The organism is Pseudomonas sp. S3_B11 (genome assembly GCF_054667715.1).
This window is the reverse complement of the sequence record NZ_CP162749.1, coordinates 4,052,754-4,066,335: the sequence shown is the minus strand read 5'-3', so window position 1 is coordinate 4,066,335 and position 13,582 is coordinate 4,052,754. Positions and strand designations below refer to the sequence as shown.

Genomic DNA, 13,582 nt, shown 5'->3' with positions numbered 1-13,582 from the left:
ACTTGAAAATGTTTTGCCGTGCCAAGCGCAGTTTCCTCTACCGGTAGTACACCAAGGAAGGCTAATACAATATTAAGGGTAAAAAACATAAAATTCGAAATTTACAAGAGTTTGACAGTGTCTGTGATGCGTGCTAGGTTATTTCATTTTTTTACAGGGTTTTGATTGGTCGAGCGTTTGATTTTAATTCAATTTTAGATTTGGTAAACAATGAACAAACCACTTTATTATCTTCATATTCCAAAGACAGCCGGCACATCGTTGACTTCATTTTTGGATGCGCAATTTGATCGTTCTCGGATATGTCCTGCCCAATTGCTTCCCGAACTTTTTAAGTTGGATGGTGATTCCATTTCAAAATATGATTTTTTTCGGGGGCATCTATGGTTTGGCTTAAATAGTTATGTGGGGCGGGATTTAAACTATATAACGATGTTGCGAGATCCTGTGCAGCGTACGATTTCATGGTACTCACATGTCAAGCGTGACGTAAATGCTTATCGTCATGATCGTGTTGTGAAAGAAAATTGGTCATTATTTGACTTTGTTGCGGATAAAGAAACTCAGTGGGATATGGTGAATGCCCAAACTATATTTCTTGCTGCAGATTTAGATTTTGAAAAACTGTCTAAAGATCCTGTTGGTTATGGTCAGGCTGTTATCAAGAGTTATGCTGCGCGTAACAAAGATCGAGAGTTGCTGGATTTGGCTAAATCCCGGCTTGAACGGTTCATGTTCTTTGGTATCACGGAACGAATGAATCACTCATTGCATTTATTGTCACATGTTTTAGATGTTTATCCTCAATTTTCCCGTGAAAAATTGAATGTGTCGGAAAATCGACCGATGGATGATGAGATATCAAGTGATACAATTCATGCCATAAGAGAAATAACCTCATTGGATCAGGAGCTTTACGATTGGGCGGTGAAGACCTTTGATTCAAGGTATGACGAATTGGTTAATTCACTACTCATAAATGAGTATGTCACTAGCCCGAAGCACGCGGACCAGGCTTGTATTACTCAACTGTCTCCGGAGGAAAGGAAAACCCTGAAAATCAATACAATATCCTTACCAGATGCTATTGAGCAGGGAGCTACCTTTGAGGTTCAAGTCGAGGTAACCAATAATTCGAAATATCGCATTCAGAGTAATGGTCGCTATCCAATCAATATTTGCTACCACTGGATAAATCCGGTCACAGATGAGCTCGTTATCTTTGATGGGGTTAGAACCAAAATCGAGCCGACTTTGCTTTCAGAGGGAAACCTGAAACTTAATGTAGAAGTCATCGCTCCTGAAGTGTCAGGGTTATTGATTTTGCGAATGACTTTTGTACAGGAAGGTGTGGCATGGTTTGATGAGCCGCAGAGTGCGATTTTTTCTGATAGTGAGGTTCTTGTAAAATGAAAACAAGCGGGGATGACCTCACTTGGCATTACGGAGCCTTGACCCGTGAAGACCGGGAACTCCAGTTAGGGCAGCAGGCCATTACCATTTGGCTCACCGGGCTTAGTGGCTCCGGAAAATCATCCTTAGCTTGTGCATTAGAAAAAAAACTAGCAGCCCAAGGTAAAAATTGTTTTGTCCTTGATGGTGATAACGTTAGGCACCGTCTTAATAAAGACTTAGGATTTAGTCTGCTCGGAAGATCGGAGAATATAAGAAGAATAGCTGAGGTTGCAAGACTCATGAATGACGCTGGTCTGATAGTCATCGTGGCGATAATTTCTCCGATGATTGAGGATCGTACTTTAGCGGCCGAGATAATTGGCTCCGGTTGCTTTCATGAGGTTTATGTAAGTACTCCTCTCAGTGTCTGTGAAGAAAGAGACCCCAAAGGACTTTATCGGAAAGCGCGCTGTGACTCTTTAGAAAACTTCACAGGGATATCCTCTCCCTATGAGCCACCGTTGACGCCGGCTTTAATTGTCGACAACTCTAGGCTTTCTGTTGAAGACAACGCGAACACAGTCATACGATACCTGGAGGGCTAGTGCGTTCGCTAGCTTGCCAAGCACCCTCTGATCTATTTTCAGGAGGGCGTAATGGACGCGGGAAAAAGGCGGCAAGATTTAAATAGAAATGCCCTGGTATTGGCCAGGGCATTTTTTTACTACAAGTTTCAACTATTCAGCTAGTTGATACGAATTTCTTGATTTGAGCATTGTGGTGAGTTTTTATAGCTCAAATCGAAGCGAAACGAAACCAATCCCAAGTTTACGCTTGTCGCTATTGATGCCTAAAGCCCTAGGGGAGATTGGCTTTGATGGCAAGAATGAAATTGTATCAGTTGTCTGCCCCATTAGATCCACCTGTATGCGAACCTCTGATGCTGCACCCTCAAGTTTTACCTCGTACTCTCGAGTACCAATTAATACTTTTGCAGGCTTTTCGACGTTAGGTCCGAAGGCTTGTGCTGTCATTATCAGCGTGAACGTTTGGGGGAGTGGAGAGGTAAAAACCAAGCGGGGGTTCCCTTCAGACCAGCGCCCCCACGGCTCTGGTGATGAAAAACCAGAAACAGTTTGAATAAACGCTGGCCAACCTGGGCGAGTAAAAACTATCCCTTCTTGCAAGTTGGCGGAGTACCGCGGACCCAGATGGTCTGCATAATAACCCGACTTCTCCATTATTTGCTTAGGGCTTAGGCCTGCTAAGTTGGTAGTTTCAGTCGAGGTTAATTTAAAGAACGCGAGCTCACCATTCGAACTGTTTAAAAGCGGGGGAGAGCCAAGCAGCGTAGTTAAGTTTGTGATCAACTCATTCGCATTGTCCGCGTAACCACGACGATCTATGTAGATGCCATTGAAGCCCAAACGCTTAATGACCTCCAATTGCTTTTCTATAGGTTCATTTGCAAGCGAGCGATAATACATGTCGCCATCCCGGCCCTTCATTCCACCAAAGCTCCAATGAAGGTTTTTTGAATGAATAAAGCCTGCGGCCAATTGATAAGCAGATAACCGATTTAAGGGCGGGGTTTCCGGGAACGCAATATAAGGTAATTGGTAAATGGCAGCGCCTTCAGGTAATGAGCGCTCAATGTCGTTTACAAAGTTCTTGTCGTTCTCATATGCCAGCTTTTGCGGTGTCCTGCATTCTTTGCATGGAGGCACTGTTTGGTCATACATGCCCACGGTAAGTGCAATTGCCGCTGCGAGTAATGAGTGGACGTGAATCTTCGAAGAGAATTTTTCTAAAAATAACTGGAGCGACAAAAAGAAGGCAAGAACACAGCCGAAGGCAATAAAGATGCTAGCCCTGTTCCATCCTCTTATTGAAGGTGAGATGGCATAGGAGAAGAGCGCGCCCAAACCCCCAGTAGTAGCAAACAAAAACAATACAAGTGTAGAGGCAGCCAAAAAGGTTAATCTGTGATCTGTTCTAGTTCCGGAAAGAGAAGCCAGGATATACAAAAAGCACGCCAGTAACCCAAAGGACCCAATAATGCCTAAAGTCGACGTAGTGTTTTCGTTTATCAGCGGAGATGCGGCGTTATAAGATTGAGTGAATTGTCCCAGGTAAGATACTCGATGGTCAGCTCTGGGGAGTATGAGTTGCATTAATTTGAGGGCGTAAATTTCTGACTCTATGGGGGAACGGATTGCTACTTCCGAGTTTTTGCCTTGTTCATGCTTTCCAATTAGATTTGGGGCTATATTGAGTAATACGCCACCAGAAAGGATGGCTGTTATAAGTAGCGCGCGCTTGAGTCCAAGGGGCTTTCTGGTTTTGATAAGGTTTAGGGCGCCTGCCAAGAAAATTAGAATCACGCCAAAGAGTGTGTAGTACACACCAAAAGAAGAAATTGCAAGCAATGCAAGAGTAGAAAGTGCGTACTTGACCCAGGGTTTTCTTTTTGGTGTGTTTAAAGTTTGATTGCTTGAGGAGCGAAAAACAGAAAATGCCAGATAGAAAAATATCGGAGCTACGAAATACCATGTATAGAAGAGGTGGGAAATACGTTGAAAGTGGAATGGCATGAATGTGAAAAGTAAAGCGCCCACGAATGAAAGGGCACGCGAGACGCCAAAGGCCCTGACGACGCAGAAAGAGGATATGAAGGCAGTTGGGAAGCTAAACAAGAAAAATAGGTTTGTTGCAGTGAAGCTGCTGCCGGACAGTAGAGAAAGTGCTTTGATGATTAAATGGCTACCGAAGTCGGAGCCTGGAAAATCAATAAAATTTGAACCAAAAGGGTATCCAGTTCTGGGGTTGTTAAAGAGCCATCCTTCTGAAACGCTTTTGGCCATCCAGGCATGGAAAAGACTATCACCTTGATAAGAGTATGGGTAAGAAACGTCGGGCCATAGCCCTCCCGGCCAGCCACTAAGCCAAATACTTGCGAGAAAGAAGGATATGACAGCGCCTGAAAGTACCAACTTCCAGTTTTCCACGAGTACTGCTTGCAACGATTTTAGTGGCAATTCCGAATTTAATATGGCTTTTTCAAGTGGTGCATTATTTGATGTCACGATTGTCAGTCATCCATAAGTCAATCAAAATTTACACGTTCAGACTCAACCACTAACGGCATGTTGCGTATCTGCGTATGCACCGAACCCAGGTATTCCCCCAGCATGCCCAAAAACAATATCTGTACCGAACTGAAGAAGAATAGAGAAATTAGCAAGGGGGCGATGCCCACTTGGAACGAGTTCCAGAAGAGCAGTTTGGCCACAAGAAACCCGAATGCGATCAACAGGCTGAGTCCCGCCAGCAGCCCGCCCCCCATGACCATGAGGCGCAACGGCACCTTGGAGTGGTTGGTGATGCCCAGCATCGCGATGTCATAAAGCGTGTAGAAGTTGTTCTTGGTGATGCCGCGCTGACGCCGTGGTTGCTTGAACGGCACCGTGGCAATCGGGAAGCCGATTTCACACAGCAGGCCGCGGAAATACGGATAGGGGTCGTCGATCTTCTTCAGGATATCCAGCACAACCCGGTCAAATAGTCCGGCACCCGTGGCATTCTGCACCAGCGGCACTTCGGAAATACGCGTAACAAAGCGATAATAAGTGCGACGCATCAGGAACATCAGACGCGATTCCTCGCTCTCCGGTTTGACCGCCATCACCGTCTTGAAGCCTTCTTCCCACTTCTTGACGAACTCTTCGATCATCTCGGGTGGGTCTTGCAGGTCGGAGGCGATCAGCACGGCGGCGTCGCCACGGGCCTGCAGTAGGGCATGATAGGGCGAACGGATGTGGCCAAAGTTACGGGCATTGAATATCAGCTTTACCCGCTTGTCTTGCGCGGCCAGGGCGCGCAATTTGGCGTGGCTGTTATCCGTGGAACAGTTGTCGATGAAAATGTGTTCGTAGTCATAGTCAAGGCGTGACATCACCTCGACGATGCGTTGGTACAGCTCATCAATGTTGGCTTCTTCGTTGTAGCAGGGTGTCACTATGCTGATAAGCTTACGCATAATTGAAAACGAACCTGTTATTAATGACGAATGAAAGTAAGGCCATGGGCACGATCAAGGCCATGCCAGCCAAGTAGGGGTCGACACCCAGTAATTTGAGCGCCGCAATGCCTGCCACATTGGCGCCATAAACGACGCCATAGCCGGCAATGAACCTGAAAATCAGCTTGTTGTTCTGAGAACCGAATACAAGGGCACCGGTGCTTTTGAAATTGAAGGCTATGCCTAATACCGTGGCGAGCAGCAACGCCGCACTGTAGTGCAGCCCGAGGTAGAGAAAACCGGCAAAACAGCCATAGCCGAACGCCGCATTCATCACCCCCACACACAGGAACCTGAACAGTTTTACTTGTAGAAGCCTGCCTAGCATGGAGGGCGCTTTTTTAGTCTCTTGCATTCAGATGCTGCCTGATTTCACGCACGACACCACTTAGTGAAGAGTCGCTGGGCACATAGTCAAACAGTTGCCCGGCCTTGCGATTGTGCGAGTAGTAATGGGCCTTGGGGCCTGTGGCATTGATCCTCGCCTGGTCACCCACAATTGTGTATTGCAGGCCGAACTGCTCGCTCAAGGCCGTCAGCAGTTCGAACTTGCCGATGGGGGCCTGGCTGTAGCAGTCAACCACGTCGTTGCACGCTGGCGACTGCAGGATCCGGTCAATCAGTTGCAGGAAATCGGCGGGGGTGAGGTAGTCCCGGAGCATATCATCGGGTGCCACTTCCAGCACCGTGCCCGCCTGCAGTGCACGCAGAATGTCGCTTAGGAAGAAGCGAGCCTCTACAGCCTGGCGATGGCTGAAGTAACTGAATACCCTCGCATCGACAATGGCGGCCTCAGGCAGCGCTCGATGGCGGCACTCGGCCTGGAATTTTGCCGCGCCGTACCAGTCCTGCGGCTTTAGCCCGTTGATCGCGAATATCGCCTTCGAGGCCTCGGTTACAGGTGTTTCGAAGTTGGTACCGTATGCAGCGCCGCTGCTCAGGTAGATGTATCTGCACTGAGGATGGTTTTGCAGGTACTCCAAGGCAAGGTTGTCATACAGTTCGGTGACGGTGAATATGTCCTTGCCCATCTGTACGGCCCGAGCGGGATCTCCAACGCCAACAAAGTTGATGATCGCATCGAACTGGCAACTGGCATCGAAACCGGAGTAGTCGAGCACGGCAAATCCCTTGCGCTCGGCAATGGCCCGCAGTTCGGCATCGAGCGAGCCCGGTGCGCGCACGAACAGGTTGCATTCATAGGCAGTATGTTCAGCGATGCTGGCTACCAGGTCTTTGGCGATATGACTGCTTGCCCCTAGGATGGCAAGCTTCATTTACCCGGATCCAGCGGTGGCGACTGCTCATCGATCGGGCGGCCAAACTCCAGGCGTGGCCGGCATTCCCGCGCATCTGGCATCATGACTTCGATGAGCATGGGTTTGCCGTTGGCAAGAAACTCGGCTACAGCGGCCTTGAATGCCGCCAGATTGACAACGCTTAGCGAATGTATGCCATACGCAGCACCAAGGGCCTGGAACTGCGAGGTATAGCCGTCCCAGTAAGTCGAAGAGTTACGGCCTTCGAAGTACATTTCCTGGAAGCCGCGGACCATTCCCAGCGAGTGATTGTTCAGTACGATAGTCAGGATCGGCAACTGGTCGCGGGCAATGATGTCGAGTTCCTGGATATTGAGCTGCGCACCGCCATCGCCGGTGATGACGACAACCGGTTTGTCACCTGCGATGCTGGCGCCCACGGCGGCAGGAATGGCAAAACCCATGGTGCCCAGGCCGCCTGAGTGGTGCATGGCTTGGCCGGGGCTCAGGCGCAAGGTATGCGCAGCCCACATCTGGTTGTTACCAACGTCGGCAACATAGTCCAGGGCCCGGTCGGCGGTCAGGTCGTTGAGATTGTTCAGCAGCTCGAACGGGCTGATGTTCCACGCAGTGTACTCATCGACGAACGATTGCTCGAAGACCTGTGTCAGGTGAGCGCGCCAGGCCGCCGGAGCGGGTTGCAGCTTGGCTGCATGGGCGATGAAGTCGGCAAACACCGCGTCCAGGTCGGCATGGATAGACTCTTGGGCCTTGACCCTATTGTCCAGCTGGGCCGCATCCAGATCGAACTGGATGATATGAGCATTCGCAGCGAACGTTTCGGGTTTGGCCCCGGTCTGGCGCACGTCCATGCGGCTACCGAACACCACCAGCAGATCGCAGTGCTGGACTGCATGGTTGGCTGCGCGGGTGCCATAGGCACCGAGCATGCCGAGGTAGTGTTCGCTCGCCGTGAGTTTTTCCGCGCCTTTCAGACTGGCAACATGGGGGATGCCCAATTTGCCGACCAGGCTCAGCCATTGGCTGAACGCCGGGCTGTTTACAGCGCCACCGCCGATCAGGAATACCGGTTTTTGAGCCTTGGCCAGTGCCGCCCAGACGTCGCTGAACGAGGCGTGCAGCTCGGCAGCAGGCATCGTTTCATTGGTTCGTGCGTTCAATAATTGGTCCAGCACCGCCTCATCGATCTCGGCGCGCTGGATGTCCATGGGAATGTCCAGCAGGACAGGACCCGGACGGCCTTCCCGAGCGATGCGGATCGCTTTGAGAAGGCAAGGGATCAGTTCATCGACATGGGTGATCTGGTGAGCATATTTGGTGATGCTACTCACTAAGGCAACACTGTCGAGCTCCTGGAAGCCCTGCTGACGTATGGGCCTGTCGCCCTTGAGTTCGTGGGTGTTGACCTGACCGGTCAGGAACAGACATGGGTGACTGTCCAGCCAGCAGTCTGCAATTCCGGTGATCAGGTTGGTGGCACCGGGTCCACTTGTACCCAGTGCCACGCCCATGATCTTGTGATGGGTCGCACGTGCGACGGCAGATGCAGCAAAGGCGGCGCCTTGCTCATGGTGCATTGATACCAACTTGGTCTTTCCGAGCAAGTTAATACTGTCAACCAGATGGGTAATCATTCCACCGATGAGCTCAAAACCATACAGGACGTTATTGTCTGCAAGTACTTTTGCTACTGCATCTGAAGCTTTCATATTTTAGAAACCGATCCCGAAGAACTCTTCCAGTTTTTCACCGACGTAATCGAAATGCTCTTGGCCAAGGGAGGGTTGGACGCCCAGCCAGAAGGTCTGGTTCATGGTCCGATCAGTATTGGTCAGTTCGCCCACGACGCGGTACTCGACGTTATGGAAGTACGGCTGGCGGGTCAGGTTACCGGCAAACAGCAGGCGGGTACCGATCTTGTTCTGATCCAGGAACTTGAGCAGGTCGACACGCTTGACCCCAGCGCTTTCCTTCAGAGTGACTGGGAAACCAAACCAAGACGGGTCGCTATTGGGGGTTGGTTCGGCGATTTCAAGGAAATCGCTCAGGCTCGCCAGGCGTTCCTTGAGTAGCTTGAAATTGCGCTTGCGAGTTTCGATGAACTCGGGTGCGCGGTCGAGCTGCGCCAGTCCGCAGGCCGCTTGCATGTCGGTGATCTTCAGGTTGTAGCCTAAGTGGGCATACACGTACTTGTGATCGTAACCTTGTGGCAAGCTGCCGAATTGCTGGCCGAAACGGTTGCCGCAGGTATCATCGCAACCGGGCGCGCAATAGCAGTCGCGTCCCCAATCACGGAACGATTCGGCAATCAATTTGAGCTGGGCGTTATTGGTGAACACCGCGCCACCTTCCCCCATGGTGATGTGGTGGGCCGGGTAGAAACTCAAAGTAGCGATGTCGCCAAAGGTGCCAACCAGCTTGCCATCATAGGTCGCACCGAGTGCATCGCAGCAATCTTCGACCAACCAGAGATTGTACTTTTCGCACAGGGCTTTGACTTTGCCCAGGTTAAACGGGTTACCAAGGGTGTGGGCGAGCATGATCGCTTTGGTCTTGGGGGTGATGGCTGCTTCGATCAACTCAGGATCAATGTTATGAGTCGCCATGTCGACATCGACGAAGACCGGTATCGCACCGAACTGGACGATAGGGTTGACAGTGGTGGGGAAGCCTGCAGCCACGCCAATGACTTCGTCACCTTTCTTGATGGCACGGTCACCTAGCTTGGGTGAGGTCAGTGTGCTGAAAGCAACAAGGTTGGCCGACGAGCCCGAGTTGACGGTAATGAGATAATTGACACCGAGAAATTCGGCCAATTTCTTTTCGAATTCAGCATTGAAGCGACCGGTAGTCAGCCAACCATCAAGGGATGCTTCGACCATCAGTTGTAGTTCGCGCGCGCCAATCACCTTGCCGGAGGGTGGGATGACGGTCTCGCCCCCAACAAAAGGTTTGGCAGCCAAGGCAATCTGGGCGTAACGCTCAACGAGCTGGCTGATTTCCTGACGGAGCATATCGGGGGTCATAGTATTTCCTGCTTAAAGCTTTTAATTGGTTAGTCGCCAGCGGCCATGGCTGCCATGTAGCTGTTGATTTCGTTCACACAATGGGCATGCATATCCTCGCCTCGCAACCAGGCGCGATGCCAGGTGACGATGCGGGTTAGTGTGGTTTCCAGGCTCCAGGTAGGCTCCCATTTCAAATGGGTTTTGGCTTTGGAAATATCCAACTTCAAATAGCGCGCCTCATGGGGTTGAGATTCGCTATCAAGTTGCCAGCTCGCACCGGCGCCCCATGCTCCGACCATGTGATCGAGTATCCATTCGACGGGACGAGCATCTTCATCCCGGGGGCCGAAATTCCAGCCTTGTGCGAATGCATGACCATGCTCCCACAGGTGTTGGGCCAGGACAAGGTAACCGCTGAGCGGCTCAAGGGTATGTTGCCACGGGCGCGTCGCTTTCGGGTTGCGAACGATCACCGGCTGGCCTTTTTCGACGGCATGCAGAATGTCGGGAATGAGGCGATCTTCTGCCCAGTCACCCCCACCGATCACGTTGCCGGCACGTGCCGAGGCTAGGGCGGGCGCGTCATCAGCTTTAAAGAATGAATTGCGGTAGGCGGAGGTGACCAGCTCTACACAGCCTTTGCTGTTGCTGTAAGGGTCGTGGCCGCCCATCGGTTCGTTTTCACGATAGCCCCACTCCCACTCCTGGTTTTCGTAGCACTTGTCAGTCGTGACATTGACGATTGCGCGAAGGCTTGGGCATTTGCGTGCAGCCTCCAGCACATGAATAGTACCCATGACATTGGTGGCATAGGTCTCGACAGGCTCTCGGTATGACAACCTGACCAAGGGTTGGGCAGCCATATGGATCAGAATATCTGGATCAAAAGCCGTCATGCTTTCAGTAATGGTCTGCAGGTCGCGAATATCGCCAATCTGCGATGCCATGCCTTGCTCAACGCGCGCTTGTTCAAAGAGCGAGGGCGTTGTAGGCGGTGCCAGCGCGAAACCTTTGACGTGCGCGCCCATGTCTTGTAGCCACAGGGACAACCAGCTGCCCTTGAATCCGGTATGACCTGTGAGGAATACCTTCTTTCCCTTCCAGAAGGCAGCTGTGACGGTAGCTTTCATATTATTCCCAGGATTTCCAAGGTGCCTTGCCATTTTGCCAAAGTTTTTCCAGCAGGTTTTTATCGTGCAGAGTATCCATTGGCTGCCAGAAGCCCTGGTGCTCATGTGCCATCAACTGGCCGTCTGCTGCCAGCCCCATCAAGGGCTCTTGCTCCCAGACAGTGCTGTCGTCGACCAAGTATTCGAGGACTTGAGGAGACAATACAAAAAAACCGCCATTGATCATGGCGCCGTCGCCTTTTGGCTTTTCCTTGAAGTTAAGAACTTGGTGTTGCTTGATGTCCAGCGCGCCAAAGCGACCAGGGGGATAGGTGGCGGTGAGCGTCGCTGCCTTGCCATGCTGTTTGTGGAAGGCAATGGTGGCGCTGATGTCTATATCGCCGACGCCATCACCATAGGTGAAGCAGAACAGTTCTTCATTTTTAACGTAATCTGCTACGCGGCGCAAGCGACCGCCGGTCATCGAAGTATCACCGGTGTCAACCAATGTGACATTCCAGTCCTCGGCGCGTTTGTCGTGTACTTCCATGGTGTTTTCACGCATGTTGAAAGTTACATCCGACGAGTGCAGGAAGTAATTGGCGAAGTACTCTTTGATTAGATAGCCTTTGTATCCACAGCAGATAATGAAATCATTGATGCCGTGCGCGGAATACATTTTCATGATGTGCCAGAGGATTGGCTTACCACCAATTTCGACCATGGGTTTCGGACGTACACTAGTTTCTTCGCTCAGGCGTGTGCCCAACCCGCCTGCCAATATGACCGCTTTCATCATTGCTCCTTTTCAGTTTGAGCTTACAAATGCATCTGAATAAAAGTGTTTAGCGAGCAGTCCCGAAGTTGTCAGTACATCCCGTGCGGAATGAATCATGTCTTCCGAGCCGCAGGCATAGACGACCGATTGCGTGAGATCGATTGCATCCTTGATCAGCGCCGATTGTACATAGCCCGTCCGTCCTGCCCACTGAGCGTCCGCCCGCGACAGGACCGGTATGAAGGTGGCGTCCAGTCCTTGAAGTTGCGGCTCCCAATAGATGTCGCTGAGCGTACGGCCCCCCCAATAGATGAAAACCTTCTTCCCGGCGGCCATCGAGGGATTGGCAAGCAATTGCTCAAGCATGGCCTTAACGGGAGCGATACCCGTGCCCGTAGCCAGGAAAACGATGTTCTTAACGTCCTTTTCACGCAGGCTGAAGGTGCCTAAAGGGCCTTCCAGTCGCAAGAGGTCGTTGGTCTTCGCGCTGGTGAACCAGTACTGCGACATCACGCCCTGTTCGACCTCCCGGATCTGTAATTCCAGTTTTCCGTCAGCGCGCTGGGCATTGGCAATGGAATAGCTACGGCGCAGGCCCGCTTCACCGATGATGTCGAGGTACTGTCCTGGCAAATAAGTGAATTTGCTATTGGGCGGTAGTCTAAGGATGACTTCCACAACGTTGTCGGCGAGCTTGCTGATCGTGTCGATTCTGCAGGGGAGTGTCTTTACGACAACGTTTCCGAGTGCTCCAAGATCTTCGGCATCAATCTCCACATCGGTGAGGGCGTGGCGGCAGCACGTCAATATCAATCCTGCTGCGCTCTCATCGGGTGTCAAAGACGTCTCGTCCTTGAACGCTTCAGTTTCACCGGAGAGAACTTTGGTTTTGCAAACACCACAGCGTCCAGTCCTGCAGCTGTATTCGAGGGTGATGCCTTCAGTCCTGGCACTGTCGAGCATTGATGTGCCTGCCTCGGAGCTGAAGGCTTTCCCGTTATGAAGTTTTACTGAAGCCATATCGGTTACCGGATAAGAAAATTCTGTACGGGGCGGCCATGCTGCCGTCAGCTTGCCTTGGAATCGAAGATTCGACGGCCATGAAAAAATAGAAATCTTAAGTTGACGGGCGTTGAATGAAGGTGAGTTGCCGCGCGTGAACGGACAGCGGGCACGGAGAAACCAACGGCACTCAGAAAGCACTTCTGGTGATCACTGAGGTTCTGTGCGCAGGGCTGGTGTTGGTAAGCCCTTGTAGCAGGGAAGTTCAATACTGCCGCCACATCAACAGTCACCAAATTATTCTCATGATATCCATCATCATGTCGCAAAGCTCACATCCGTGTCAGGTTATGAAGTAGCGCCGCCAGAGGGTTGAGCCTCATGTCTTCAAGGGGCTGGATGATAACCTAGGTGCGAGTTGTGTGCATCAATTGCTGCAGGGGCGCGTGTGTTGGTTGCGCGACCGGCCTGCCACACTACCTTGGTGCGACAGGCCTGAACAATTCGCTACTATCAGCTATCGAGCGTCGCAGAGGTATTCGTTACCAATGTCATCCTCTTCCACCACGAGTCTCTGCTGCGTGGTCGTGAGTTCGTAACCTCTAGAATCGCTGACTCTCTGGCCAGGATCAGGCAGGGCCTGATGCGAAAAAATGGCGCTAGGTAATTTCGACGCTAAGCGTGACACGATGCTGATTTTTGCTGGTTGGTGGCAAAACGATGGCTATTAAAAATTGCAAAGCCTGACCTCTGCTGAGTCAAAACCTCGCCACTTTTGTGTCGGGGTTTTTATGGGGCTCATGGTTTTTATACGGCTATGGCTATAAAGGAGGCTGGTTTTATGGGGAGGCGAAGGGGCTTGAGACGATAGGAGGTCAGGGGGGCTTGCCCTTTTTAAAGTTCCTTCAGAGCAGGCAATTTGGGTATCA

The 13,582-nt window shown here is 51.2% G+C and carries 12 protein-coding genes; 3 read left to right on the top strand and 9 right to left on the bottom strand.

Annotation, left to right across the window (positions count from 1 at the left end):
* Positions 1 to 210: 210 nt before the first annotated feature.
* Positions 211 to 1,413, top strand: coding sequence for a sulfotransferase family 2 domain-containing protein (locus tag AB4O22_RS18240; RefSeq protein ID WP_223472930.1), 1,203 nt, complete (start codon positions 211 to 213; stop codon positions 1,411 to 1,413).
* The gene (cysC, locus tag AB4O22_RS18235; protein ID WP_223472931.1) at positions 1,410 to 2,000 is read left to right on the top strand and encodes an adenylyl-sulfate kinase; all 591 of its coding nucleotides are present in this window, start codon (positions 1,410 to 1,412) and stop codon (positions 1,998 to 2,000) included. The genes AB4O22_RS18240 and cysC overlap by 4 nt, the downstream gene beginning before the upstream one ends.
* A gap of 183 nt (positions 2,001 to 2,183) precedes the next feature.
* Here cysC and AB4O22_RS18230 read toward each other — a convergent pair whose 3' ends face one another.
* Genes AB4O22_RS18230 through AB4O22_RS18190 form a run of 9 tightly spaced genes read right to left on the bottom strand, consistent with a single transcriptional unit; the run spans position 2,184 to position 12,671 of the window.
* Positions 2,184 to 4,481: a DUF7024 domain-containing protein gene (locus AB4O22_RS18230; RefSeq protein ID WP_460096899.1), complete on the bottom strand. Its 2,298-nt coding sequence runs from the start codon at positions 4,479 to 4,481 to the stop codon at positions 2,184 to 2,186.
* Between the two features lie 20 nt (positions 4,482 to 4,501).
* Positions 4,502 to 5,434 carry a glycosyltransferase family 2 protein gene (locus tag AB4O22_RS18225; protein WP_223472933.1) on the bottom strand — a complete coding sequence of 311 codons (933 nt, stop codon included), beginning with the start codon at positions 5,432 to 5,434 and terminating at the stop codon, positions 4,502 to 4,504.
* The gene (locus AB4O22_RS18220; protein ID WP_223472934.1) at positions 5,427 to 5,831 is read right to left on the bottom strand and encodes a GtrA family protein; all 405 of its coding nucleotides are present in this window, start codon (positions 5,829 to 5,831) and stop codon (positions 5,427 to 5,429) included. Before AB4O22_RS18220 ends, AB4O22_RS18225 begins: the two co-directional genes overlap by 8 nt.
* A complete protein-coding gene (locus AB4O22_RS18215) occupies positions 5,818 to 6,753 on the bottom strand; it encodes an NAD-dependent epimerase/dehydratase family protein (protein ID WP_223472935.1) in 936 nt (311 codons plus the stop codon). Before AB4O22_RS18215 ends, AB4O22_RS18220 begins: the two co-directional genes overlap by 14 nt.
* Positions 6,750 to 8,465: a thiamine pyrophosphate-binding protein gene (locus AB4O22_RS18210; protein ID WP_460096898.1), complete on the bottom strand. Its 1,716-nt coding sequence runs from the start codon at positions 8,463 to 8,465 to the stop codon at positions 6,750 to 6,752. Before AB4O22_RS18210 ends, AB4O22_RS18215 begins: the two co-directional genes overlap by 4 nt.
* Before the next feature lie 3 nt (positions 8,466 to 8,468).
* On the bottom strand, positions 8,469 to 9,782 hold the full coding sequence (gene rfbH / locus AB4O22_RS18205) for a lipopolysaccharide biosynthesis protein RfbH (protein ID WP_223472937.1): 1,314 nt from the start codon (positions 9,780 to 9,782) through the stop codon (positions 8,469 to 8,471).
* 29 nt (positions 9,783 to 9,811) lie between these two features.
* Positions 9,812 to 10,894 carry a CDP-glucose 4,6-dehydratase gene (rfbG, locus tag AB4O22_RS18200; RefSeq protein ID WP_223472938.1) on the bottom strand — a complete coding sequence of 361 codons (1,083 nt, stop codon included), beginning with the start codon at positions 10,892 to 10,894 and terminating at the stop codon, positions 9,812 to 9,814.
* A 1-nt stretch (position 10,895) separates the two neighbouring features.
* Complete coding sequence (rfbF, locus tag AB4O22_RS18195) at positions 10,896 to 11,669, bottom strand: glucose-1-phosphate cytidylyltransferase (protein ID WP_223472939.1); 774 nt, start codon at positions 11,667 to 11,669, stop codon at positions 10,896 to 10,898.
* A gap of 12 nt (positions 11,670 to 11,681) precedes the next feature.
* On the bottom strand, positions 11,682 to 12,671 hold the full coding sequence (locus tag AB4O22_RS18190; protein WP_223472940.1) for an FAD-binding oxidoreductase: 990 nt from the start codon (positions 12,669 to 12,671) through the stop codon (positions 11,682 to 11,684).
* Positions 12,672 to 13,155: 484 nt separating this feature from the next.
* Between AB4O22_RS18190 and AB4O22_RS18185 the strand changes: the two genes are divergently transcribed.
* Positions 13,156 to 13,320, top strand: coding sequence for a GDP-mannose 4,6-dehydratase (locus tag AB4O22_RS18185; RefSeq protein WP_411740623.1), 165 nt, complete (start codon positions 13,156 to 13,158; stop codon positions 13,318 to 13,320).
* Positions 13,321 to 13,582 lie beyond the last annotated feature (262 nt).

Bases quoted from the DNA above. Each gene is read 5' to 3' on its own strand.
- AB4O22_RS18190 (WP_223472940.1), bottom strand. From the start codon at position 12,671: ATGGCTTCAGTAAAACTTCATAACGGGAAAGCCTTCAGCTCCGAGGCA.
- AB4O22_RS18220 (WP_223472934.1), bottom strand. From the start codon at position 5,831: ATGCAAGAGACTAAAAAAGCGCCCTCCATGCTAGGCAGGCTTCTACAA.
- rfbG (WP_223472938.1), bottom strand. From the start codon at position 10,894: ATGAAAGCTACCGTCACAGCTGCCTTCTGGAAGGGAAAGAAGGTATTC.
- AB4O22_RS18215 (WP_223472935.1), bottom strand. From the start codon at position 6,753: ATGAAGCTTGCCATCCTAGGGGCAAGCAGTCATATCGCCAAAGACCTG.
- rfbH (WP_223472937.1), bottom strand. From the start codon at position 9,782: ATGACCCCCGATATGCTCCGTCAGGAAATCAGCCAGCTCGTTGAGCGT.
- cysC (WP_223472931.1), top strand. From the start codon at position 1,410: ATGAAAACAAGCGGGGATGACCTCACTTGGCATTACGGAGCCTTGACC.
- AB4O22_RS18225 (WP_223472933.1), bottom strand. From the start codon at position 5,434: ATGCGTAAGCTTATCAGCATAGTGACACCCTGCTACAACGAAGAAGCC.
- AB4O22_RS18210 (WP_460096898.1), bottom strand. From the start codon at position 8,465: ATGAAAGCTTCAGATGCAGTAGCAAAAGTACTTGCAGACAATAACGTC.
- AB4O22_RS18240 (WP_223472930.1), top strand. From the start codon at position 211: ATGAACAAACCACTTTATTATCTTCATATTCCAAAGACAGCCGGCACA.
- rfbF (WP_223472939.1), bottom strand. From the start codon at position 11,669: ATGAAAGCGGTCATATTGGCAGGCGGGTTGGGCACACGCCTGAGCGAA.